This is a genomic window from Pseudarthrobacter naphthalenicus (assembly GCF_029076445.1).
GTDB classification, from domain to species: domain Bacteria; phylum Actinomycetota; class Actinomycetes; order Actinomycetales; family Micrococcaceae; genus Arthrobacter; species Arthrobacter naphthalenicus.
On record NZ_JARESG010000006.1, the window covers coordinates 1 to 24,464 of the forward strand.

The following is a 24,464-nucleotide window of genomic DNA, read 5'->3' on the forward strand; positions in this document are numbered from 1 at the left end:
TGCACGTAATACTGATGCACCAACTCCCGAATCTCATCGCGGCTAATACCTCGCGGGCCAACAGTCATAGCTGCTCCCATTCCTCTTCAATCACTGACTGACTCACAACCAGCCTGACGCAGAGGGGAAATCCGGAAACGCTCTCTCACTTTCTTCAAAAGAGTGAGCGAGCGTCACGCAAAAACCCACATTAAGTGCGAGAGCGTCCGGGGGAGGGGGTGGGGCAGGGCGGTGGGTCAGGCCGGGGAGGTGGAGTTGCGGACCACCAGGGAGCTTTCCAAGGTCAGCTGCGGCTGCTTCAGCTCGTGGCCTTCCATCAGGCGGCGCAGCTGTTCACCGGCCTTCAGGCCCAGCGGGGTGGCGGGCAGGTGCACGCTGGTCAGGCTGGGGTTGCTGGTGGCGGAGTACGGCAGGTCATCGAATCCCGCGATGGCCAGCTGGTCCGGGATGCGGAGACCGGCCACGCGTGCCTCCTGCAGGACGCCGTAGGCGTGCGTGTCGGTACCGCAGACGACGGCGGTGACCCCCTCGCGCTGCCACTGCGGCCACGCCGCGGCGAAGGCAGCCGCTGCCGCGCCGACGTCGATAGTGGTGCTGATGATGTGGCTGGGATCCGCCGTAATCCCGCGGTTCTCAGCCTCGGCGAGGAAGGCTTCGCGGCGAAGGGCGAACGTCGCCGTCCCGGTGACGCTGTCCACATAGGCAACTTTCCGGTGCCCCGCAGTTGCCAGGTGCGCCGCCAGTTCCCGGGCTCCGTGGGCTACATCCAGGTTCACCGACGGCGCATAGGACTCCATTCCGGGAGCATCCAGCAGCACCAGCGGCCCGCCAACAGCAAGATCATCCAGGAACCCGGCGTTCGGAGCATCAACCAGCAACCCTGCCGGCCGCAGTGCCATCAGCTTCCGAACGTCGTCCGCGTGCGGGAATTCACCGGCCTCGGTAACGGACAGCAGTAATTGGTAGTCAGTGCCAAGGGATTCGCGCACACCGGCGATTACCTTGGCGAAGAACGGGTTGGAGATGTCAGGGGCCACCAGGATCACGATCGAGCTGACGCCTTTGGCCAATGAACTGCCCACGCTGTCCACCACGTAGCCGAGTTCGGAAATCGCCTCCCGTACCCGGCGAATGTTCTCCCCGGAAACGCGGCCGGCTGTCTTGCCGTTGGCCACCAGGGACACGGTCGCCGTCGAAACGCCGGCGCGGGCAGCGACCATGGCTGCGGTGATACGCCGCGAACGCAGGGGGTGCTGCTGCTGTTCCGCGGAGTCCATTCTTCGATCGTAGTGGGCCGGGGCGCAGTCAACGCACGCACGCGGCCCCACCGCCCGCGCCGGCTCCCGAGACCAGTGGCATAAGATTCCGGTATGGGAATCATAATCACACTACTTATCATCTGGCTTGTGCTCTCGATCCTCGGCTTCGTGGTGAAGGGACTGCTCTGGCTGGCCATCATCGGCCTGGTGCTTTTCGTCGCCACCGCGGTCTGGGGCTGGCTGAAGCGGAAAACCAACGCCTGACCCCAGGTCAGACGCATTCGGCGGCGGCCGCTTCTCCAGCAGAACCGGCCGCCGCTTTTTGTGTGCTCCGCTTGCCCGGGCCGCTCTTGGGATCAAGCGCTTGACGTGCCTAAACGTTAAGCGTTTGACGTGGTGCCTGCGGGGGTGTCATGATCGCTCTGATAAGCGCGCGCCCGCTGCTCTTGCAGGCCCCCAATGACGTGGAGAATTTAACGTGGAACCCGAACTGACGAAACCCGCCCCCAGGAAGATCATCCTCGACTGCGACCCCGGCCATGATGACGCCGTCGCACTGCTTCTTGCACACGGCAACCCGAACATCGAACTGCTGGCCGTCACCACCGTAGTGGGCAACCAGACCCTCGAAAAGGTCACCAAAAACGCCCTGTCCGTCGGAACCATCGCGGGCATCACCGGTGTTCCCTTCGCCGCCGGCTGCGCCCGCCCCCTGGTCCGCACCATCGAAAACGCGCCGGACATCCACGGCGAGTCGGGCATGGACGGCCCCGCCCAGCCCGAGTCGGCCATCGCACTGGACCCGCGCCACGCCGTCGACCTCATCATCGACACCGTGATGGCCCACGAACCCGGCACCATCACCCTGGTCCCCACCGGCGGCCTCACCAACATCGCCCTGGCTGCCCGCAAGGAACCGCGCATCGTGGAACGCGTGAAGGAAGTGGTCCTGATGGGCGGCGGCTACCACGTGGGCAACTGGAGCGCCGTGGCCGAATTCAACATCATCATCGATCCCGAAGCCGCGCACATCGTCTTCAACGAGAAGTGGCCCGTGGTGATGGTGGGCCTGGACCTCACGCATCAGGCCCTGGCCACCCCCGAGGTGGTGGAAAACATCGCCGCCGTGGGCACCGGACCGGCCAAATTCGTGCTGGAACTGATGGAGTTCTTCACCAAGACCTACAAGGACGCCCAGGGCTTCGACTACCCGCCGGTCCACGATCCCTGTGCCGTGGCCTACGTGATCGATCCCAGCATCGTCAGCACCCGCAAAGTTCCCGTGGACATCGAACTGCAGGGCAAACTTACCCTCGGCATGACCGTGGCCGATTTCCGCGCCCCCGCACCCGCGGACTGCCACACCTCCGTGGCCGTTGACCTGGACCACAAGAGGTTCTGGGACCTGGTCACCGACGCGCTTGTGCGCATCGGCGAACCAGCCCTCGAACCCGCCCTCGAAGCAGCGGCAGGGACCAAGTAAATGAGCGCCACACTCACAACCACCAAGGGCGCCAACGTAACCGCACTCATGGTGGCCCTGCTCGCCGCGTGTGTCGCCTTCCAGCTCAACGCCTCCATGCTCAGCCCCGCGCTGGTCACCATGGGCGAGGAACTCAACACTGACCAGGCCACCATCGGGCTGTCCCAGACCTGGTTCTTCACCGCCGCCGCCCTCTTCTCCCTCTTCCTGCCGCGCCTGAGCGACATCATCGGGCGCAAGAGGATCCTCGTGGGCATGATGGTCCTTATGGCCGTCGGCTCGGTCATCGCCGCGCTGGCCCCGGACGTCACCTGGCTCTTTGTGGGCCGCATCATCCAGGGCGTCAGCGGCCCCACCGTGCCGCTCTGCCTGATCATGCTCCGCTCCGCCGTCAGCAGCCCCAAGAAATACGGCACCCTGATGGGCCTGATCACCGCAGTCAACGGCGGCGTGGCCGGCGTGGACTCCTTTGTGGGCGGCTACTTTGCCGAGCACTACGGCTTCCGCAGCATCTTCTGGCTCATGGTGGTCCTGGCCGTCGTCGCCACGGCCTTGATCGCGTTCCTTGCCACCGAAAGCAAACCCGCGGCCGGCACCACCATGGACTGGCTTGGCGTGTTCTTCATCGTGGTGGCCGTGGGCGCCCTGCTCACTGCCCTCAACGAAGGCGCCAAACTGGTCTCCGCCTTCGAACCCGGCACGCTGCTGCTCTCCGTTGGCCTGGTGGTGGTGGCCGGCGCCGCGTTCTACCTGTTCTGGCGGACCGAAAAGCGCGCCAAGCAGCCCATGGTGGAAATCGTCCACCTGCGCCAGCGCTCCACCTGGGCGCCGCTGCTGACCACCACCCTGACCATGACCGGCATCTTCGCCGTCATCAACGGGATCGTCCCCGCCTATGTCCAGGCAGCAGCGCCCGGCTTTGGCATCGGCCCCACCGAAATGTCGCTCCTTATCCTCACCCCGTACGCCCTGCTCGGCTGGCTGATCGGCCCCGTCAGCGGCCGCCTCGCTCCCGTCCTCGGCTACACCAAGGTCCTGCGGATCGGCATGCTCGGCAGCATCGTGGCCCTGGCCGTCATCGCGTTCCTCGGCCTGAGCAGCCTGCCCCTGATGATCGCCGGCACGGTCTTGCTGGGCATCATGTACGCCGGTACGGTCAACATCATGCTGAACGGCCTCGGAGTTGTCCTCTCACCCGCCGGAAACCCGGGTTTCCTCCCCGGCATGAACGCGGGTGCCTTCAACCTCGGCGCCGGCCTGAGCTTCCTGGTGCTGCCCGCAGTGCTGGTGGCGACGTCGGCACTTGGCGATGCGAAGGCGTCCTACCTCAGCGTGGTGGTCACCGGGCTGGTCATCACCATTGCCGCCTTCGGCGCCTCGCTGCTGATTCCCAAGCCGGTTGAGGCTGAGGTGACCGAATGAGCCCCGCACCCGAAGGGACGAACGGCGGGATCGTCGTCGTCGGCTCCCTGAACGCGGACCTCACCATCTACTGCGAGCGGCTGCCGCTGCCCGGCGAGACCGTGCACGGCAACGGTTTCGCGGTGAACCCCGGCGGCAAGAGCGCCAACCAGGCAGTCGCTGCCAGCCGGCTGGGTGCCCGGGTCCGCCTCGTGGGTGCCGTGGGCGACGATTCCAACGGCCGGATGCTGCTCTCCTCGGCCTCCGGCGCGGGAGTGGACGTGCGGCACGTCCGGACCGCCGCCGCTGAGACCGGCGTTGCCGTCATCGCGGTGGATGCCGCCGGCGAAAACAACATCATCATCTCGGCCGGGGCCAACGGCACCTTGGCGCCCGCGGACGTCGCCGCGGCCGCGGATGCCATCAGGGGCGCCGCCGTGGTCTGCCTCTGCCTGGAAGTGGGCATGGAGACGGTGCTGGCTGCCGCGCAGGCAGGGCACGACGCCGGCGCAACAGTGGTGCTGAACCTCTCGCCTTATGCGGAGATTCCGCAGCAGCTGGCCGACCTCACCGACGTCCTGCTGGTCAACGCCCATGAGGCCTCGCAGTTCCTGGGCTCGGCCGAGATTCCCGGCAGCGACGGCGACGCGGGCGACTGGGAAGCGGTCCGGCTGCGCTTTGCCGGGCGGGGGCTCCAGCAGGTCCTGGTCACGCTCGGGGCCAATGGCTCCGTGGTGCTCGATTCCCTGGCCGGCACGGGGGAGCAGCTTGTCCAGATCGCGCCGATCAGGGTCAATGCCGTGGACACCACCGGCGCGGGCGACGCCTTCACGGGTGCCGTGGCCGCGCGCCTGGCGGCGGGCGCGTCCCTGGCTGACGCCGCCGCGTTCGCCTCCATCGCCGCCGCGTTGGCCACCACCAAGAAGGGCACCCAGGCCGCCTACCCTGACGAGGACGACGTCAAACGGGTGCTCACCGCGGGCGCCGTCTGAGGCCGCCCACCCCGGCACCAGCCACGCACCAAAGAAGCGCCCGACGGCGGCAGTCTCCTGCCGCCGTCGGGCGCTTCTTGGTGTTGGTGGTCCTGTTAGTTGGCTGCGTGCTTAGTGAGCAGGGGTCTTAGTGAGCCGCGGGCGCCGTGGGCTGCGTGGCGAACCGCAGGTCCGCGGTGGCTTGGGCAACCGTGGCGGCCGGCAAAGCCGAGTCCAGGTGTGCGCGGTGGAACCTCGGGCCAAGGACGGCGTAGCTGACGGCGCTGGCCAGGCCGCCTGCGAGCCAGGAGAGGTCCCAGCCGCCCAGGGCCACTGCGATGGGGCCCTGCATGGCGGGAACGAGCCCGTACATGAACAGCCACGTTGCGAAGATGCCCACCAGGAGGGACACAATGCCGGCCCAGTTCACGACCGGGAGCCGCTTGGTGCCCACTGCGTCGAAGAGCCGTTCCGGGTTGCCCGGGTAGCGCTTGTCGAGCCAGAAGTAGTGCACCAGCATGACTCCGCCCCAGGCGGCCACCCAGGCCACGAGCCCGATCAGCCAGGCATCGAGGACGGCGGCGAAGTCTTCCTGGAAGATGAAGAACACCACGGCGGCGAGGGAGAAGACGCCGACGAACAGGTTGAGCTTGCGGCGGCTGATGGTGATATCCAGCGCCTGGGTTGCGACCGAGAAGGTGTAGATGTTCAGGATGTTCGTGGCGATGGGTCCGTGCAGCACCATCAGCAGTACGGGCAGCGCCATGACGCCGAAGTTTTGGACGATGAGCTTGCCGGGGTCGATCTCGCCGCTGTTGGTGGCGAGGCTGGCACCGAGGACGCCGAGCCATACGACGGGGATGAACTGGCCCAGGACGGATGCCAGGTAGACCTTCTTCTTGGGCACTTCGGTGCTGACAAACCGGGAGTAGTCGGCGGCGTAGGTGAACCAGGTGATGCCCCAGCCGATCCCGATGGCGGTCATCACGGCGCTCATGGCCGCGATGCGCTCTGAACCCTGCAGGATCTGACCGGCCGGGCCGGCGTAGCCCCAGTCGATCTTCATGCCGAACCAGGCAACGGCGGACATCACGGCCAGGATGATGATGGTGGGCGGGACGGTCCACTTTTCGAACGCTGCGATGGCCTTGTAGCCGAACCAGGCGATGGCCACCTGTGCGGCCATGATGGCGGTGGCCACACCGATCTTCCATACGTAGTTGTGGGCCGTGGGATCAACCCAGCCGAGGGTGCCGAACAGGGCCATGACCAGGTCCAGGATGATCCAGGTGTTGACCGCGCACCAGCCGATCACCAGGAGGGCCTGGATGGCTGCCGGGAGGTAGTTGCCGCGGCGGCCGAAGGCGGCGCGGGCCAGGACCATGCCGGTGGCGCCGGTCTTCTGGCCGAGCAGGACGAAGCAGCCGAACAGCAGCATGCCGATCAGGTTCCCCAAAACCAGAACGGTGACGGTGTCGGCGAAGCCGAGGCCGAGGTGGATGCCGAGGGCGCCAAGCACCCAGTTGATCGGAGCAAGGTTGGCGCCGGCCCAGATCCAGAACTGACCGGAAACTTTGTGCGTGCGCTGGGACTCGGGAATGGGCTGGAGCCAGGCTTCGCAGTCCTCAGCCGGCATCATTGCCGACTCAGACTGCTTCGTTGAGAGGTTGTCTTGCATGGGGGAGCCTCCATGAGTAAAAGGGATGATCCCAGATTATGTGGCTCAGGCCACAAGCACCACATACAATGTGTCATAAAGATCAGCCATCCATGCGACGGAGTGTCATGCCCATACGACTTGAGGATGTTTTGAAACATTCCACCCTAACCCCTGCGGACCCTGTCATCCGCGCCGCAGCGGGCGTTGCGGCCCAGACGCAGCTGCGCTGGATCCACTCGAGTGAGGTTTTGGACATCGCCCCGTTACTTGGCGGCGGGGAACTGCTGCTCACCGGCGGCCAGGCCCTGGTGACAGCAACCGACAAACGGCGGATCGGCTACATCTGGGAGCTGGCCGAACGCGGCGTGGCCGCGCTGGCCATCGAGACGGGCACCGCTTTGCCGTCCATTCCGTCGTCCATGGTGGGGGCAGCCGAATCGGCCGGGCTTCCCCTGATTGAGCTCCGCAAAGTGGTGCCGTTCGTCGGCGTGATGGAGGCCATAAACTCCCTGCTGGTGAGCGAATCAGCTGCCCACCTGCAGCTGGCCGACCAGGCAAGCCATGCCATGGCGGTGGAGCTGGCCCACGGCGGCAGCCTTGACCGGATCCTGGCCGTCCTCGCGGACGCCACCGGCGCGGAAGTGGTCCTGACATCCAACGCCGGCGCCCCGCTGGCAAGCGCCCTGCCCGCCGGTTTCGCAGCGGCCGCCGATCCTGGAGCGGCTGTTGACGCCGAGGAGGACCGTGCCCGCACCACCCATATTGACGTTTCCGTGCGCGGCATACCTTCCGCGCGCCTGAGCCTGCTTACCCAAGCGGGAGGAGATGTGAACCTCGCAAGGATTGCCGGGAACCGTTCGGTGGACATCCTGGCCCTGGCCCTGCTGCAGCGCATGCCGCCCGGCCTGAAGGAAATGGCGGGCGCCGCGCTGATCCGGGCCGTCGATTCCGGTACCAACAACTGGCGGCTCCAGCAGCTTGCGCCGGCCGCCGGGATCCCCCCGGCCGCGCAGCTGGTGGCCATCGTGATCCGGTCCCCGGGTTCGCGGCAGCTCCGCACGGCCGTGGAACAACTGCTGGACCGGGCCGGGCGGCATAGTGCGAGCTATGCGGACAATGAGCAGCTGTTGGCCCTCGCCGTACTGCGGACCGGCAGGACCCAGGAGGACCGGAACGAGATCCTGGCCGGCCTTCGGACGCTCGAACTGCCGGAGGGGAGCATCAGCGCGGTGGGTCCGGTGGCGTCCGGGATCTCAGCCGCGCCGTGGTCGCTGACAGAGGCGAGACTGACCCTGGATGTGGGGGTGGGTGACGCGCTGCACCCGGCCGCCCGGCGCGGTATTGGTCCGGTGCTCGACGCCGAGGCCTTCGCGCTGGAACGGCTCGCCTCCCATTCGCTGGACGAGCTGCAGCGGACGGATTTTGTCCGCCAGCAGCTCGGGGCCCTCCTGGAGCACGACGAGCAGCGGCATTCGACCTTGGTGGAGACCCTGCGCGTGTGGCTGGACTCAGGCTGCAACACGGCGCAGGCGGCACGGGAGCTGCACCTGGAACGGCAGTCGATGCACCAGCGGCTGCAGCGGATTTTCTCACTCTGCGGCGGCGACCCACGCAGCACCGGCCGGCTCGCAGCACTGCACCTGGCCACCCGCCTCGCCGGGCTGTAGCTCCGGGCCCACCCCGCCCCCGCCCGGCCCACCCCCAGGACCCTCTCGCACTTAATGTGGGTTTTTGGCCAACCCTCTCGCACTTAATGTGGGTTAGCGGTGGACCCTCTCGCACCTGCCCGGGTTCCTGGGCACACCTGTGGATAACTTCTGCAGCCTCATGCCGTTACGGGGCACAATGCCAGCATGCGAAAGCAAGATTTCCTGCCCCGGCCGCTGGCGGCGGCTCCGTTCACTTTCGACTCGGCCGTGAGTGCGGGGGTCTCCCTGAACCGGCTCCGACGGAAGGACATGGTCAACGTGGGCCGCGGGCTTTACCGGCCCGCGGACTGGGACTTTGAACTGGAGGGTGCGGCCAGGGCGTTGTCGGCAGCGTCGCCGGGAGCCTGGATCTCGCATGTCACCGCGGCCCGTCTACGGTGCCAATTGCTGCCTCCCTGGCTTACCGACTCCACAGAGCTGCACCTGAGCAAGCCGCGTTCACTGCCGGCGGTCCGCCGGAAGGGCGTGCTGGGCCATACGGTGCTGACCTTGGAAGACGAGCTCGAAATAGTGGACGGCATCCGCCTGAGCACGCGGTCCCGGACATGGCTCGACTTGGCCCGTACCCTGCCGCTCCATGACCTGGTGAGCATGGGCGATGAACTGATCCGCATCCCGCGGGTGGATTTCGAGGGAAGGACGCAGCCCTACGACACGCTGGCCAGGCTTCGCATCCTGGTGGGCCGCCACCCGAACCTCCAAGGCATCGTCCGGGCTCGCGAGGCCCTTGAGCTGATGCGGGTTGGGGCCGATTCCGGCCCGGAGACGCTGCTTCGCCTGGCGATGACCGACGCGGGGCTGCCCGAGCCCGAACTCCAGGTGCGTCTGCGCGCGGGAGACGAGCGATCGCCGTCGGCCGATCTTGGCTACCGTCACCGCCGGATCGCTATCCAGTACGACGGCGGTCATCACCTTGGTGACGCGCAGATCTTCAGTGACAGGAGGCGGGATAAGGCCTTTGAATCCGCCGGCTGGACGGTCATGGTCTTCGATAAGAGCGATCTTGCCGACGATTTCCGGCGAGCACTCGTGAAGATCAAAAAGGGGCTACGCAACGGCTGGCTCGACCATCCTCAGGCGGCTGGTTTCGCCGGCGGGTGAGCGGTTAACGCCGTGACGCTCCCTCACCACGGTGAGAGAGCGTCACGCCAAAACCCACATTAAGTGAGAGAGGATCGCCCGAAAACCCACATTAAGTGAGAGAGCGTCCGGGAGGGGCAGGGCGGGGGGCGGACGGGGGCTAGCGCAGCACCACCGTCCGGTTGCCCTGCAGGATGACCCGGCCCTCGCAGTGCCAGCGGACCGCGTTGGACAGGGCCTTGCATTCGGTGTCCCGCCCGGCCGCCACCAGGTCTTCGGGGCCGTAGGTGTGGTCCACATCCACGGTCTGCTGGGAAATGATCGGGCCCTCGTCGAGCTCGGCGTTGACGTAGTGCGCGGTGGCGCCCACGGTCTTGACTCCGCGCGCATACGCCTGGTGGTACGGCTTGGCGCCCTTGAAGCTGGGCAGGAACGAGTGGTGGATGTTGATGGCCCGCCCGTCCAGCCGCCGGGTGAGGTCGTCGCTGAGGACCTGCATGTAGCGGGCCAGGATCACCAGCTCCACATCGTACTCATCCACGAGTTCCAGCAGCCGGGCCTCCGCCAAAGGCTTGGTGGCAGCGGTGACCGGAACGTGGAAGAACGGGATGCCGTGCCATTCCACCAGCGCCTGGTGATCGGTGTGGTTGGACACCACGGCTGCGATGTCCACCGGCAGTTCACCGGTCCTGGCACGGAACAGCAGGTCGTTGAGGCAGTGCCCGAACTTGGACACCATGATCAGCACACGGCGCTTGGCGCCCTGCGGCTCCAGGCGCCAGCGCATCCCGAACCGCTCGGCCACCGGACCGAAACCGGCCCGCAGCGTGTCCGCGGTGGAGGCATCGCCGTCGGACACAAAATGCACGCGCATAAAGAAGTGCCGCGCGTCGCGCTCGCCGAACTGCTTGCTGTCCAGGATGTCGCAGCCGTGCTCCAGCAGGAACCCGGACACGGCGTGGACGATCCCGGGGGTCTCCGCGCAGTCGAGGGTGAGGACGTGCTCCACCGTGGTCGCCTCCAAGGGAACGGAGGATTCAGTCTGTACGGCAGTCATGGCTCAGCACTCGATCACGTTGACGGCGAGACCTCCGCGGGAGGTCTCCTTGTACTTGGTTTTCATGTCCGCTCCTGTCTCGCGCATGGTTTTGATGGCTTTGTCGAGGGATACTTTGTGGCTGCCGTCCCCGTGCAGGGACAGCCGCGCGGCGTTGATGGCCTTCACGCTGGCGATGGCGTTCCGTTCGATGCAGGGGATCTGCACCAGCCCGCCCACGGGGTCGCAGGTCAGGCCGAGGTTGTGTTCGATCCCCACTTCGGCGGCGTTTTCCACCTGTTCGGGGGTACCGCCGAGCACTTCGCAGAGCCCGGCCGCGGCCATTGAACAGGCCGAACCCACCTCGCCCTGGCACCCCACCTCCGCGCCGGAGATGGAGGCGTTGATCTTGAACAGGATCCCGACGGCGGCCGCGGCCAGCAGGAAGCGGACCACACCGTCGTCGTCGGCTCCGGGCACAAACTTGACGTAGTAGTGCAGGACGGCGGGGACAATGCCCGCCGCGCCGTTGGTGGGCGCCGTGACGATGCGCCCGCCGGCGGCGTTTTCCTCGTTGACGGCGAGGGCGAACAGGTTCACCCACTCCATGGCCCGCAACGGATCGGTGACGCCGGTGTCCGCGGTCAGGGTCTGGAATAACGACGGCGCGCGGCGCTTCACGTTAAGCCCGCCGGGAAGGATCCCTTCCGCGGCGCAGCCGTTGTCCACGCATTCGCGCATCACAGCCCAGAGTGCCAGCAGTTTCTCCCGGAGTTCCGCTTCGCTGCGCCAGACCAGCTCGTTGGCCAGCATGACGTCCGAGATGGACATGCCTTCGCGCTTGCAGATCGCCAGGAGTTCGTCTGCGGTGGTGAACGGGTAGGGGAGGACGGTGGAGTCGGCCACTACCCGGTCGCCGGCGTCCGCGTCGCCGTCCACCACAAATCCGCCACCGATCGAGTAAAAGCTCCGTTCGTTGAGGACGGCGCCGGTGTGGTCCAGGGCCCGGAAGGTCATGCCGTTGGGGTGGGCGGGCAGCGACTTGCGGCGGTGCAGCACCACGTCCTCGTCCCAGTTGAAGTCAACACGGTGATCACCGCCCACCATGAGTTCGGCGTTGAGTGCGGCAGCGGCCACCTGGTCATCGGCCGTGAAGGTGTCCACGGTTTCAGGGTCCAGGCCCTGCAGGCCCAGCACCACCGCTTTGTCGGAGCCGTGGCCCCGGCCGGTGGCGCCGAGCGAACCGAACAGTTCGGCCTGGACCCGGGTGGTGGAGCTCAGGAGCCCGCCGCCCTTGAGCCCGTCGGCGAACTGCTTCGCTGCCCGCATCGGGCCCACCGTGTGTGACGAGGAGGGCCCGATGCCAACAGAAAACAGGTCCAGGACGCTGAGCGCCATTTACGGAACCTCGGGGGAGGCGTACTCCCGCATCGCATCCAGCAGCCAGCGGCCCAGGAAATCCGCGAAGGAGGCGCGGGGGAAGAGCCGGAAGCTGTCCTCCCCGGTCTTCTCCAGGACCACCGGGATGTTGCCCACCTCGGTGTTCAGGGCCGTTCCCGGGGCGAAGCTGCGCGGGTGCAGGTCCAGGGCGCAGCCCTTTTCCAGGACGGCCCGGGCGCGGGGCCCGGACAGTTCGAACGTGGTGCGGTTGGCGGACAGGTCCACCACCTGGCCGGGGGCGTCGCCCAGGGCTTCCGTGAGGGAGCCGATGAGGTTGCCGCCCAGGGAGTCGTGGGCCTGTTCCGGTGCAATCACCAGGAACTCGGAGGGGCCCAGCCAGAGGACGCTGAGGCCGTCGGCGCCACCTACCTCGCCGCAGCGGGCAGGCAGTCCGCCGATGACGGCGCCGATCCGCGCGCCTTCCTCCGAGCGGGGATTTACCCGGACACCGGCCATGGTCTGGAAGGGGCCTTCCGCCAGGACAACCTTGCCCTGGACGGACCCGGCCTCCAGGGCCTGTGCCAGGTGGGAGGCGGGGCTGCGGCGGATGTCGCGGAGTCCATTGATGCCTTCGAGTGCTGCTGAATTAGCCATCTTTGCGGGTCCCTTCGGAGTCAAAAAGTACGGTTTCTGCGACCACAACGTCCACCAGCTGGTCGCCTGCTGCAGCCACAAGGGTTTCGCCGATCCGGTTGCGGCCGTTCTTGATCAATGCCAGGGCAAAGGTCCGGCCCAGGGCGGCGCTGTGGTAGCTGGAGGTGACGAAGCCTTCCATCGGGACCGGTCCGGAGGCGGGGTCCGTGGAGCGGCCCTTTTCCACCAGCTGGCTGCCTTCCGGGAGCTTGAAGCCCTTGTCCACCGGCAGGACGCTGACCAGGTGCTTACGGTCCTCGCGCTGCCCGTCGGCGCGGTTGTAGGAGCGCTTGCCGATGAAGTCCTTGGCCTTGGAGACGATCCATTCCATCCCGGCGTCCTGCGGGGTGACGGTGCCGTCGGTGTCCTGGCCGACGATCGGGTAGCCCTTCTCGGCACGGAGCACGTGCATGGTTTCGGTGCCGTAGGGGGTGATGTTGAACTCGGCCCCGGCAGCTGCCACAGCCTCCCAGGTGTTCAGCCCGTACCAGGACGGCACGTTGATTTCGTAGGCCAGTTCACCGGAGAAGGAGATCCGGCAGACCCGGGCCTGCACGCCGGAGGCGAGGGTGGTTTCGCGGAAGGTCATGAACGGGAAGGCTTCCGCTTCCAGCCCGCCGTTTGCCGCGAGTTCCGGGGCCACCTTGGCCAGGACGGCGCGGGATTTGGGCCCGACGACGGCAATGGTGGACCACTGTTCGGTCACCGAGGTGCAGTGCACGTCCAGTTCGGGCCATTCGGTCTGCAGCCATTCCTCCAGCCAGTCCAGCACCTTGGCGGCGCCGCCGGTGGTGGTGGTCATGAAGTAGCGGTCATCGTCCAGGCGCAGGGTCACGCCGTCGTCGAAGATCATGCCGTCCGGGCCGCACATCACGCCGTAGCGTGCCGAGCCGGGGGCGAGCTTCTTGAACGCGTTGGTGTAGACGCGGTTCAGGAACTCGCCCGCGTCCTTGCCGCGGATTTCGATCTTGCCCAGGGTGGTGGCGTCCATGAAGCCCACAGAGTCGCGGACGGCGGCGCATTCGCGAAGTACCGCGGTGTCCATGTCCTCGCCGGCCTGCGGGTAGTACCAGGGCCGCTTCCACTGCCCGACGTCCTCGAACAGGGCGCCCTTGGCTTCGTGCCACGGGTGGATGGAGGTTTTGCGGGCGGGATCGAACAGTTCACCGCGCTGGCGGCCGGCCAGTGCCGCGAAAGCCACCGGGGTGAAGGGTGCGCGGTAGGTGGTGGTGCCGATGTCGCCGATGCCCCGGGACGCTTCACCGGCCGTGCGCAGCGCTGCGGCGATGACGCCGATCGCGTTGACGCCGGAGGTCTTGCCCTGGTCGTTGGCGGTGCTGATGGAGGTGTAGCGCTTGATGTGTTCCACCGAGCGCATGCCGGCCCCGGTGGAGCGCAGCACGTCAGCCACCGACTGGTCGCGCTGGAAGTCCACAAAGTGGTGGTGCCAGTCATCGGGCGTGCCCTGCTCACCGGGTACCAGCCACAGCTGGCGGGTGGGGGCGGAGGCCTTCGGCTCGCCGAGCGGGGAGGGCTCGACGGCGGACGCGAAGCCCGCGGCGATGGCTGCGGTTGCGCCGGCGGAGATGCCCTCGGCCACGCAGTCTTCGGTGGCGAACGAGCCGCGGCCGGAGCCGATGCTCTGCTGGTTCGGGACCACGGTGCTCGGCACAAAGGCGGCCAGTTCGTCGTCCCAGCGCAGCTTGCCCTGGCGCTGTGAGTGCAGGTGCACCAGCGGGCTCCAGCCGCCGGACACGGCCAGGAGGTCGCAGGCGATCTGCTCGACGCCCGAGGTGAGTTCGCCGTCGTCGTTAATGCTGCGCACGGTGACCCCGTCCAGGCGGCCGTCCGCCGCGGAGGAGGAGGTGTTGGCGACCGCACTGCCGATCAGCACGCGGGTGCCGGCTTCGACGGCGGCGGCTGCCACCGGGGTCAGGGCGGGGCGGGCGTCCACCACTGCGGCGAGCTTGACGCCGGCGGCGCGGAGGTCCGCGGCGAGGGCGTAGGCGCTGTCATTGGTGGTGCTGATGACCACGCGCTGTCCGGCTGCTGCGGCGTACCGGTTGAGGTAGCTGCGGGCGGCCGAGGCGAGCATGATGCCCGGGCGGTCGTTGTTCTCGAACACCAGCGGACGCTCGTGGGCGCCGGGGGCGAGGATCACCTGGCTGGCACGGATGTGCCAAATACGCTGCCGGGACACCCCGGGTGCGGCCGGTGAGGAGAGATGGTCGGTCCGGTTCTGGACGGCGATCACGTAGTTGGCGTCGTAGGCGCCAAACGCGGTGGTGCGGTTCAGGACGGTGGATTCCGCGCCGGAGATGAGTTCGGCCTCGACGTCGGCCACCCATTCCAGGGCCGGCTTGCCTTCGATGGTTTCGGCGAGTTCAGGCGCCGTGGAGCCGGACAGCAGCGAGCCGCCCAGTTCCGGCTGGTCATCGAGGAGCATCACGCGGGCGCCGGTGCGCACAGCTTCACGGGCTGCTGCGAGGCCGGCGGGGCCGCCGCCCACCACCAGGACGTCGGTGTGGACGTACTTCTTGTCGTATTCAGCCTTGTCGTCGGCCGGGTCCAGCTTGCCCAGGCCGCTGAGCCACTGGGCCTTCAGGCCGTCCACCAGGGTCACGGTGGTGGCGGGAAGCATGGATTCAGCCACGTGCCCGGGGAACAGGGGTTCAACCCTGACCAGGGCGTTGGATTCCTCCACGCCGGCGGACATGATGCCGCGGGCGCGGTCCTCGTAAAGGGAGCCGCCGGCGGTGACGCGGCCGTTGGCGATCAGTGCGGACGCGAGGGTGTCGCCGGGGTGGCCGGTGAACTCTTCGCCGTCCATGGTGAAGCGCCAGGAGATGGTGCGGTCGATGCGTCCGCCGGCAGCGAGACGGGCGTTCTGGGAAGTCACTTGGTTGCTCCTTCCGGGGCGGTGGTGCGGGAAAGGCTGGGAGTGGAGGAGGTGCTGGGTGCCGCGGTTCCGGTGGTGGTGCTGTCAGCGGCGGTGCTGGCAGTTCCCGTGTCCGCGGTTGGAGTGCCCGCTTTGTCCGGCCGGGGCGTGCCCATGGGGTAGATGGCCTGGATGTCGTAGGTGACGGTGTCGCGGAGCATGTTGAACCACTGGCGGCAGCCGGTGCTGTGCAGCCAGCGCTCGGCGAAGGTGCCCTTGGTGTTGTCGCGGTAAAACAGGTACTCGGCCCATTCGCGGTCGGTCAGTTCGTTCGGGTTCTCCGGGTAGGGCACGTGGGCCTGGCCGCCGTAATGGAACTCGGTCTCGTCGCGGGAGCCGCAGTTGGGGCAGGAGATGAGCAGCATGTGCGTCTTCTTTCTAAAGTGCAGGGATCGCTAGTGGGCCACGGCGGCAGCGCCGTGTTCGTCGATCAGGGCGCCGGTTTCGAAGCGTTCCAGCGAGAAGGGCTGGTTCAGCTTGTGCGGGGTTCCGGTGGCGATGGTGTGTGCGAAGGCGAAGCCGGCACCCGGGGTGGCCTTGAAGCCGCCGGTGCCCCAGCCGCAGTTCACGAACATGTTCTCCACCGGGGTGGTGCCCAGGATGGGGGAGGCGTCCAGCGTGGTGTCCACAATGCCGCCCCAGGTGCGCAGGACGTGTGCCCTGGCGAAGATCGGGAAAAGTTCGACGGCGGCGGCCATCTGGTGCTCGATCACGTGGAAGGATCCCCGCTGGCCGTAGCCGTTGTAGGAGTCCACGCCGGCGCCCATCACCAGTTCACCCTTGTGGGCCTGGGAGACGTAGACGTGCACGTGGTTGGACATGACCACCGTGGGGTGGACCGGTTCGTGCAGTTCCGAAACCAGGGCCTGGAGCGGGTGGGACTGGATGGGGAGGCGGAAGCCGGCCATCTCGGCCAGGACCGAGCTGTGCCCGGCGGCCGCGAGGCCAACCTTTTCGGTGTTGATGTTGCCGCGGTTGGTCTTGACGCCGGTAACGCGGTTGCCGTCTTTGATGAAGCCGGTGACTTCACAGTTCTGGATGATGTCCACGCCCATTTCGTCGCACTTGCGGGCGAAGGCCCAGGCCACGTGGTCGTGCTTGGCGATGCCGGCGCGGGGCTGGTAGGTGGCGCCCATGACGGGGTAGCGGATGTTGTCGCTGATGTTCAGGATGGGGCAGAGTTCCTTGACCTGCTTGGGGTCCAGCCATTCCGCGTCCACGCCGTTGAGCTTGTTCGCTCCCACGCGGCGCATGCTTTCGCGGACGTCCCCGAGGGTGTGGGCGAGGTTCATCACGCCGCGCTGGCTGAAGAGGAAGTCGTATTCGAGTTCCTCGGGCAGGATCTCCCAGAGCTTGAGGGCGTGCTCGTAAATGGCCGCGCTCTCGTCCCAGAGGTAGTTGGAACGGATGATGGTGGTGTTCCGGGCCATGTTGCCGCCGGCCAGCCAGCCTTTTTCCAGGACGGCGATGTTGGTCATGCCGTGGTTCTTCGCCAGGAAGTAGGCCGTTGCCAGGCCGTGCCCGCCGCCGCCGACAATGACGGCGTCGTAGGAGGACTTGGGTTCCGGGTTGCGCCAAAGGAAATCCGGGTGCTCGGGAAGCTGGTGCGTGCTCACTGGGCTGCTCCAATCAGGTCTGCTTCGAAGGCGGCGACGTCGGTGTCGGCGCCGAGGTGGGGGTAAAGGGGAAACTTGTCTGCCAGGGCGGTCACCCGGGCGCGGAGTTCGACGGCGGTGCTGTCGCTCAGGGGCGTTGTCCCGGCGGCGCCGGTGCCCGCAGCGGCGATCAGCGCCGTCGCGATGATGTCTGCTACTTCCGTGAACTCCCCGGCGCCGAAACCGCGGGTGGCCAGGGCCGGGGTGCCGATGCGGAGCCCGGAGGACACCATGGGCGGGCGGGGGTCGAAGGGGACGGCGTTGCGGTTGACGGTGATGCCGATGCGGTGCAGGGCGTCTTCGGCCTGCTGGCCGTCCAGCTCGGAATTGCGGAGGTCAACCAGGACCAGGTGCACGTCGGTGCCGCCGTTGACCACGGAGATTCCGGCCGCGGCAACGTCGTCGCGGAGGAGGCGTTCGGCCAGGAGCTTGGAGCCCTGCAGGACGCGTTCCTGGCGTTCCTTGAACTCCGGGGCTGCTGCGAGCTTGAAGGCCACCGCCTTGGCGGCGATGACGTGCTCCAGCGGACCGCCCTGCTGGCCGGGGAAAACTGCAGAGTTGATCTTCTTGGCGTACTGCTCCTTGGCGAGGATGACGCCGCCGCGGGGGCCGCCGAGGGTCTTGTGGGTGGTGGTGGTGACGACGTCGGCGTACGGCACGGGGTTCGGGTGCAGACCGGCGGCCACCAGGCCGGCGAAGTGCGCCATGTCCACCATCAGGTAGGCGCCCACCAGATCGGCGATCCGGCGGAACTCGGCGAAGTCCAGCTGCCGGGAGTACGCGGACCAGCCGGCCACGATGAGCTTCGGGCGGTGTTCCAGGGCCAGTGCTTCAACGTCGGCCATGTCAATGGTGTGGGTGTCTTCGCGGACCTCGTACGGGACCACGTTATAGAGCTTGCCGGAGAAGTTAATCTTCATGCCGTGCGTAAGGTGGCCGCCGTGGGCCAGGCTGAGGCCCATGATGGTGTCGCCCGGGTTGAGCAGCGCAAACATGGCTGCCGCGTTGGCCTGAGCTCCCGAGTGCGGCTGCACGTTGGCGAACTCGGCGCCGAACAGTGCCTTGACCCGGTCGATGGCGAGCTGCTCGATGACGTCCACGTGCTCGCAGCCGCCGTAATAGCGCTTGCCGGGGTAGCCCTCGGCGTACTTGTTGGTCAGGACCGAGCCCTGCGCCTCCATGACGGCGGACGGGGCGAAATTCTCCGAGGCGATCATTTCCAGGGTCGTCTGCTGGCGGACCAGCTCATTATTGATGGCCTGCTGGACCTCGGGATCGACTGCGGAAAGTCGCTCGTTCAACTGCTGAACCACGGATGCTCCTTTGAAATACCACTGTTGTTGTGACTGATATATCAGTGTGAGGTCAATGGTATGATTAGGATCACAGCAGAGTCAATAGCTGGACCGAAAACGGCGTGAAGCTGACACTTCGGGTTCGGCGGGTATCAGAGAAACGGAGCGGCACCGTGAATGAAGTTGTTGCCCTGCCCCAGGCAGCGGATGAGGTACTGTCCCAGGCTGAGGCCGCGTATCGGCAGCTGCGCGACAAGCTGATCATGCTTGAAATCCGCCCGGGGGAGCCCATCAATGACGGGCAGCTGGCTGCCGAGCTCGGCTTCGGGCGAACCCCTGTGCGGGAGGCCATCAAGCGGCTTGAGGTGGATCACCTGGTTGTTTCCTACCCGCGCCGCGGGACCTTTGCCACGAGTGTGGACTTCACGGAGCTGGCCGATGTCTCCGAGGTCCGCGAGCTGCTCGAGCCGCTGGCTGCCCGCAGTGCTGCCATCCGCGCCAATGCCGCCATGCGACGCGAGCTGCTGAGCGTTGCCGACACCATTGCGGGGCTCGAGCCGAACCCGGCGGAGTCGCGCGATCTGATGCGGTATGACCTCACCGTGCACCGGCTGATCTACAAAGCCGCCGCGAATCCGCACCTGGAAGACACCCTGATCCGTTACGACAACCTTGCAACGCGCATCTGGTGCCTGGTGCTGGACAAACTGCCCTCAGTCAGCGGTCACATCACCGAGCATGTGGACCTGCTCAGGGCCGTGGCCGACGGCGACGCGGACAAGGCAGGCGAGCTTGCCCTCCACCACGTGACGAACTTCGAGGAAACCATCCGCAAGGTCCTGTAGCCCGGGTGGCCCCCGGCTGCCCCCGGCTGCCCCCGGCTGCCCCGGGTTGTGCCCCGCGGGCCGGATGCCTTAGCGCGCTCCTGCTGCTCCCATGGCGGCCCCCACGCACGGCGTGGGGGCCGCCATTGTCGTTTTTCGCTGCTTGGGCCGCTGTGCTTGAACCGGGGGCGCCGGACTCGGGGCCGAGCCCCGGCCGGAACGCGTAAGCGGCAACGCAAATTCGCCACACGCAACGAACAGACGTTCCGGTTGCCAGCTCTTCGTTCTGCGGCCCAGTAAAAGTCACAAGGAAAATGTTTGCGAAAAGGCGTTGACTGTGTGCCCGATCACGTCATACTCTGTTGCAACAGCGTTGCGCTGAATGCAACCCCCAACCATTTTGGTGGATCCATGAGTAACGAAACTTCCTCCCCGGCCCGTGGCCGCGGTGTTAACCCGGAGCCCGGCGAATCCCGCGCCACCTCCACAACTGGCCGCAGCACCCTCAGCGGCCAGGACTATGACCCCGCTGACAGCGCCGTCAGCAAGGAAACCCGCCGCAGGGTCATCGCGGCCAGCTTCATCGGCAACTTCGTTGAATGGTTTGACTACGCCGTTTACGGCTACCTAGCCGTCACAATCGCCACCGTCTTTTTCCCCGAATCCAACCCCCAAACCGGACTCCTACTCACCTTCGCCCTGTTCGCCATCTCGTTCCTGGTCCGCCCGCTCGGCGGGTTCGTCTGGGGCCACATCGGTGACAAGGTGGGCCGGCGGACAGCACTTTCGCTGTCCATCCTGATCATGTCCGGAGCGACGTTCTGCATCGCACTCATCCCGGGCTACGACACGATCGGCATCTGGGCCCCTGTCCTGCTGCTGATCATCCGGGTAGTCCAGGGCTTCTCAGCCTCCGGTGAGTACGCAGGAGCCTCGGCCTTCCTCGTCGAGTACGCTCCGGCCAACAAGCGCGGCCTGTACGCTGCGGTTGTCCCGGCCAGCACCGCGGCCGGCCTGCTCCTGGGTTCCCTGCTGGCCGGACTGCTGACGGTCCTGCTCACAACCGATGCCATGCACAGCTGGGGCTGGCGCCTGCCCTTCCTGCTGGCCGCACCGATGGGACTGATCGGCCGCTACATCCGCACCAAGCTCGAGGACACCCCGGTGTTCCGCGAGCTCGCCAAGGAAGACCAGGCGGTCAAGGCACCCGTGTCCAGCCTCTTCCGGAACCACTGGCGGCAACTGCTGCAGGCCGTCGGAGCCGTGCTGCTCAACGCCGTCGGGTTCTACGTGATCCTCAGCTACATGCCCACCTATTTGTCCTCGGAGCTTGGCCTCGGCGCAACCGAGTCCTTCCTCGCCACCACCATCGCGCTGCTGACCTACATCGGGTTCATCTTCCTGACCGGGATGCTCTCGGACCGCTACGGACGCAAGAAGGTGCTGATCAGCGCATCCATCACCTTTATTGTGCTGACCGTGCCGGCCTTCGCGCTGCTGGGAACCGGCAACTTCCTGGTCATCGTCCTGGTCCAGGTCCTGCTGGGCGCCATGCTTACGCTCAATGACGGAACGCTTCCCAGCTTCCTGGCCGAGATGTTCCCCACCCGGGTCCGCTACAGCGGCTTCGCGGTCAGCTTCAACCTCTCCAACGCCCTCTTCGGCGGCACGGCTCCCTTCATGGCCACCCTCCTGATCGCCGCTACCGCCAACGAACTGGCCCCGGCCTGGTACCTGGTTGGCGCGGCACTCATCTCGCTGATCGCCGTCGCGCTTTCCCGGGAAACCGGCAACGAACCGCTGCGCCACGAATAAACAGACTTTCTTCTTCCCTCTTTACGTAACTGCACCACAGAAAGGCACCACCATGACCATCACCACCGAAAACGCCTCGTCCATCGCCGAACTGGAGCGCACCAAGGTCCTGAAGAACGGCAAAAAGGTCAGCCTCACGTTCTCAGACACGGAGTTTGAGCGCCGTCTCGCGGGACTGCGCCGCATCATGGCGGAGAAGGAGCTCGACGCCGTCGTCCTCACCAGCTACCACTCCATCAAGTACTACTCCGACTTCCTGTTCACCACCTTCGGCCGCTCCTACGCCATGGTGGTCACCAAGGATGACAACGTCACCGTCACCGCCAATATCGACGCCGGGATGCCCTGGCGCCGCAGCTACGGCGACAACATCATTTACACGGACTGGCGCCGGGACAACTACATCTTCGCCATCCAGGAAGTCCTGCGCACCCGCGGCATCAACCCGCGCCGCCTCGGCGTCGAGGATGACTCGCTGCCGCTGGACAACCGCAACAAGATCCAGGCCGCCTTCTCCGGCGCCACCCTGGTGGACGTGGCCCAGGCGGCCATGCGCCAGCGCATGATCAAGTCCGCCGAGGAAATCGAGGTCATCAAGCACGGCGCCCGCATCGGCGACCTCGGCGGCGAAGCGATCCGCAACGCCATCACGGCCGGCATCACCGAATACGAGGTGGCCCTGATCGGCACCGAAGCGATGGTGCACGAGATCGCCCGCACCTTCCCCGACTCCGAAATCCGCGACACCTGGGTCTGGTTCCAGTCCGGCATCAACACCGACGGCGCCCACAACTGGGCAACCACCCGCAAGATCCAGGAACACGACATCCTGTCCCTGAACTGCTTCCCCATGACCTCGGGCTATTACACGGCACTGGAACGCACCCTGTTCTACGGCGAACCGGATGCCCGCTCGCTGGAACTGTGGAACATCAACGTCGAGGTCCACAAGCGCGGCCTGGAACTGATCAAGCCCGGCGCAGTCTGCAAGGACATCGCCGCCGAGCTCAACGAGATCTACGTCGGCTACGGCCTCCTGGCCAACCGCACGTTCGGCTACGGCCACTCCTTCGGCGTCCTGAGCCACTACTACGGCCGGGAGGCCGGGCTGGAACTCCGCGAGGACATTGACACGGTGCTGGAACCGGGCATGGTGGTTTCCATGGAACCGATGATCACCGTCCTGGACGGCCAGCCGGGCGCCGGCGGCTACCGCGAGCACGACATCCTCGTGGTGGGCGAAGATGGTGCGGAGAACATCACCAAGTTCCCGTTCGGCCCCGAATACAACATCATCGGAGCCTGACAACCTGAGAGCCGGGAAAGCGGCGCCGTGGTTGACACGGCGCCGCTTTCCCGGCACCACCACCCCCACCCTGTACCACCCCCACCCTGTACCACCCCCACCCTGTACCACCCCCACCCTGTACCACCCCCACAAGGAGCACCACGAGCATGGACAAGTCAGTATTTCTGGAAGACCTGGACGCCTTCGCCTACCGCGAAGTCCTGTCCTCCGGGGAAGCGATCGTCCTGATACCTGTCGGTTCCCTGGAACAGCACGGCCCGCACCTGCCGCTGGGAACTGACACCCTGCTGTCATCGCGCTTCGCGGATGGTGTTGCACGGCGCCTGGGGGCCCTGGTTGCCCAGCCCATCGCCTATGGCTACAAGTCGCAGCAGAAATCCGGGGGCGGCAACCATCTCTCGGGGACCACCAGCCTGGACGGCGCAACCCTGATCGGGGTGGCGCGCAACCTGGTCAAGTCCTTCCTTAACCAGGGCGTCCGGCACGTGGTCTTCGTCAACGGCCACTTCGAGAACTACCAGTTCCTCTACGAAGGAATTGACCTGGCCCTGGAAGACCTGGGGATCAAGCCCGGCGCGAAGCAGAGCGTGCTGCTGCTCTCCTACTGGGACTTCGTCAGCCAGGACACCCTGACGGAGGTCTACCCGGACGGATTCCCGGGCTGGGACATCGAGCACGGCGGCGTACTGGAAACCTCCCTGATGCTTCACCTTGAGCCGGCCCGGGTGGGCATGGACCGCCTTGTAGATGGTCCAGCCGCCGTCCTGCCACGCTTCGACAGGCTCCCGGTGGTTCCTGAGCGCACGCCGGCCACCGGCTGTCTCTCCTCGGCCGCCGGTTCCAGTGCGGCCAAGGGCGAACTGCTGTACCGGCAGGTGGTCGAAGACCTGGCCGTTGACCTTGCCCGCGAGCTGAACCGCGAAGGCGTTATGCCTGCAGCGCCGCCGCTATCCGCTCACTATGCGCAATGATAGTGAGCACCATGAGCAAAGCAGATTCCCTCGACACCAACGGCAACGGCACCAACCCGGCCGAGGCCAACGGCAAGGCAGACACCAAGGGCGCCTCAGTCATTGTTAACGCCATCGCCGTGCTTCGCTCCTTCACCGCGGACGAGCCGTTGCTGGGTGTCACGGAAATTGCGAACAGGGTAGGCCTGCACAAGAGCACGGTGTCCCGGATCCTGGCGACTTTTGAACAGGAAAACCTTGTGGAGCGGGACGAGGACACGCGCCGCTTCCGGCTCGGGTTGGGGCTGATCGCCGTCGCCGGACCGCTGCTGGCTGAACTGGAGGAGCGCCGCGTCGCCTATCCGGTCCTCCGCGAACTCACCGAACTGACGGGCGAAACGAGTGCCCTGATGATGTGGGAGGGCAATCAGTCCATCTGCGTGGAGCAGATCGCGAGCCGGCACCAGATCAAACACACCACCCCGCTGGGGGCCCGTTACAACGATGCCTTGAGCGCCTCGGTCCAGGTGTTCCTCGCCACCGAACCGGAGGAGCGCGTGCGTTCACTCATCCGAAGCGGCGCCATCACTTACGCGGGGGTGGATGAGACCAGCCTCGACGGTTACCTGGTCCGCCTGAAAGAAGACTCCCGGCGTGGCTGGGCCGTCAACTACGGGGAGAGTTCACTGGATGAAGTGGGCGTGGCCGCGCCCGTCTACGATCACCGCGGCGACGTTGTTGCAGCAGTCCTCATCCCCGCCCCGCGGTTCCGCGTCTCCCAGGAGCGGCTCCAAAACCTCGGCCAATCATGCATGGCGGCAGCCAACAAGGTCACCGCGCGGCTGGGCGGCAAAGCGCCCGGGGCCGGCAGCGCAACCAGCGCCGGCTGACCCGCCGGAAACCACCCCGCCCCCACCCCGCCCCCAGGAACGCTCTCTCACTTAATGCAGGAAAAACCGGATCGCTCTCTCACTTTCTTCAAGAAACTGAGAGAGCGATCCGGTTT

The 24,464-nt window shown here is 66.3% G+C and carries 20 protein-coding genes; 11 read left to right on the forward strand and 9 right to left on the reverse strand.

Features of this window, described 5'->3' with window-relative positions; genetic code table 11:
- Positions 1–236: 236 nt before the first annotated feature.
- Positions 237–1,220: a LacI family DNA-binding transcriptional regulator gene (locus PY310_RS07510; RefSeq protein ID WP_414004312.1), complete on the reverse strand. Its 984-nt coding sequence runs from the start codon at positions 1,218–1,220 to the stop codon at positions 237–239.
- Positions 1,221–1,370: 150 nt separating this feature from the next.
- On the opposite strand from PY310_RS07510, the gene PY310_RS07515 reads away from it, so the two are divergent.
- The 4 genes from PY310_RS07515 (at position 1,371) to PY310_RS07530 (ending at position 5,135) form a co-directional block, all read left to right on the forward strand.
- Positions 1,371–1,523, forward strand: coding sequence for an LPXTG cell wall anchor domain-containing protein (locus PY310_RS07515; protein WP_275213740.1), 153 nt, complete (start codon positions 1,371–1,373; stop codon positions 1,521–1,523).
- 214 nt (positions 1,524–1,737) lie between these two features.
- Positions 1,738–2,742: a uridine-preferring nucleoside hydrolase UriH gene (uriH, locus tag PY310_RS07520; RefSeq protein ID WP_275213741.1), complete on the forward strand. Its 1,005-nt coding sequence runs from the start codon at positions 1,738–1,740 to the stop codon at positions 2,740–2,742.
- A complete protein-coding gene (gene uriT / locus PY310_RS07525; RefSeq protein ID WP_275213742.1) occupies positions 2,743–4,164 on the forward strand; it encodes a uridine transporter UriT in 1,422 nt (473 codons plus the stop codon).
- Positions 4,161–5,135 (forward strand): ribokinase, encoded by a 975-nt coding sequence (locus tag PY310_RS07530; protein WP_275213744.1) that lies wholly within the window; start codon positions 4,161–4,163, stop codon positions 5,133–5,135. Before uriT ends, PY310_RS07530 begins: the two co-directional genes overlap by 4 nt.
- A 127-nt stretch (positions 5,136–5,262) precedes the next feature.
- Here the strand turns inward: PY310_RS07530 and PY310_RS07535 are convergent, their stop codons facing one another.
- Positions 5,263–6,792, reverse strand: coding sequence for a purine-cytosine permease family protein (locus tag PY310_RS07535; RefSeq protein ID WP_275213745.1), 1,530 nt, complete (start codon positions 6,790–6,792; stop codon positions 5,263–5,265).
- Between the two features lie 107 nt (positions 6,793–6,899).
- On the opposite strand from PY310_RS07535, the gene PY310_RS07540 reads away from it, so the two are divergent.
- Both PY310_RS07540 and PY310_RS07545 read left to right on the forward strand, forming a co-directional pair.
- Entirely contained in the window at positions 6,900–8,441 is a 1,542-nt protein-coding gene (locus tag PY310_RS07540; RefSeq protein WP_275213746.1) for a helix-turn-helix domain-containing protein, read from the forward strand.
- A gap of 186 nt (positions 8,442–8,627) precedes the next feature.
- Positions 8,628–9,584 (forward strand): DUF559 domain-containing protein, encoded by a 957-nt coding sequence (locus PY310_RS07545; protein ID WP_275213747.1) that lies wholly within the window; start codon positions 8,628–8,630, stop codon positions 9,582–9,584.
- 139 nt (positions 9,585–9,723) lie between these two features.
- Here PY310_RS07545 and purU read toward each other — a convergent pair whose 3' ends face one another.
- Genes purU through glyA form a run of 7 tightly spaced genes read right to left on the reverse strand, consistent with a single transcriptional unit; the run spans position 9,724 to position 18,578 of the window.
- The gene (gene purU / locus PY310_RS07550) at positions 9,724–10,620 is read right to left on the reverse strand and encodes a formyltetrahydrofolate deformylase (RefSeq protein ID WP_275213749.1); all 897 of its coding nucleotides are present in this window, start codon (positions 10,618–10,620) and stop codon (positions 9,724–9,726) included.
- 3 nt (positions 10,621–10,623) lie between these two features.
- Entirely contained in the window at positions 10,624–11,997 is a 1,374-nt protein-coding gene (locus tag PY310_RS07555) for an L-serine ammonia-lyase (RefSeq protein WP_275213750.1), read from the reverse strand.
- Positions 11,998–12,633, reverse strand: coding sequence for a sarcosine oxidase subunit gamma (locus tag PY310_RS07560; protein WP_275213751.1), 636 nt, complete (start codon positions 12,631–12,633; stop codon positions 11,998–12,000).
- Entirely contained in the window at positions 12,626–15,571 is a 2,946-nt protein-coding gene (locus PY310_RS07565) for a 2Fe-2S iron-sulfur cluster-binding protein (RefSeq protein ID WP_275213753.1), read from the reverse strand. The genes PY310_RS07560 and PY310_RS07565 overlap by 8 nt, the downstream gene beginning before the upstream one ends.
- The gene (locus PY310_RS07570; RefSeq protein WP_275213755.1) at positions 15,568–15,975 is read right to left on the reverse strand and encodes a sarcosine oxidase subunit delta; all 408 of its coding nucleotides are present in this window, start codon (positions 15,973–15,975) and stop codon (positions 15,568–15,570) included. The genes PY310_RS07565 and PY310_RS07570 overlap by 4 nt, the downstream gene beginning before the upstream one ends.
- Before the next feature lie 30 nt (positions 15,976–16,005).
- Positions 16,006–17,226, reverse strand: a complete 1,221-nt coding sequence (locus PY310_RS07575; protein ID WP_275213757.1) for a sarcosine oxidase subunit beta family protein — start codon at positions 17,224–17,226, stop codon at positions 16,006–16,008.
- Positions 17,223–18,578 (reverse strand): serine hydroxymethyltransferase, encoded by a 1,356-nt coding sequence (gene glyA / locus PY310_RS07580; protein WP_275213758.1) that lies wholly within the window; start codon positions 18,576–18,578, stop codon positions 17,223–17,225. Before glyA ends, PY310_RS07575 begins: the two co-directional genes overlap by 4 nt.
- A 155-nt stretch (positions 18,579–18,733) precedes the next feature.
- On the opposite strand from glyA, the gene PY310_RS07585 reads away from it, so the two are divergent.
- The 5 genes from PY310_RS07585 (at position 18,734) to PY310_RS07605 (ending at position 24,348) form a co-directional block, all read left to right on the forward strand.
- Positions 18,734–19,405, forward strand: coding sequence for a GntR family transcriptional regulator (locus tag PY310_RS07585; RefSeq protein WP_275213759.1), 672 nt, complete (start codon positions 18,734–18,736; stop codon positions 19,403–19,405).
- 390 nt (positions 19,406–19,795) lie between these two features.
- Entirely contained in the window at positions 19,796–21,199 is a 1,404-nt protein-coding gene (locus tag PY310_RS07590) for an MFS transporter (RefSeq protein ID WP_275213760.1), read from the forward strand.
- Between the two features lie 52 nt (positions 21,200–21,251).
- A complete protein-coding gene (locus PY310_RS07595; protein WP_275213761.1) occupies positions 21,252–22,505 on the forward strand; it encodes an aminopeptidase P family protein in 1,254 nt (417 codons plus the stop codon).
- Between the two features lie 149 nt (positions 22,506–22,654).
- Entirely contained in the window at positions 22,655–23,479 is an 825-nt protein-coding gene (locus tag PY310_RS07600) for a creatininase (RefSeq protein WP_275213762.1), read from the forward strand.
- Positions 23,480–23,490: 11 nt separating this feature from the next.
- On the forward strand, positions 23,491–24,348 hold the full coding sequence (locus PY310_RS07605) for an IclR family transcriptional regulator (protein ID WP_275213763.1): 858 nt from the start codon (positions 23,491–23,493) through the stop codon (positions 24,346–24,348).
- Positions 24,349–24,464: the final 116 nt, after the last annotated feature.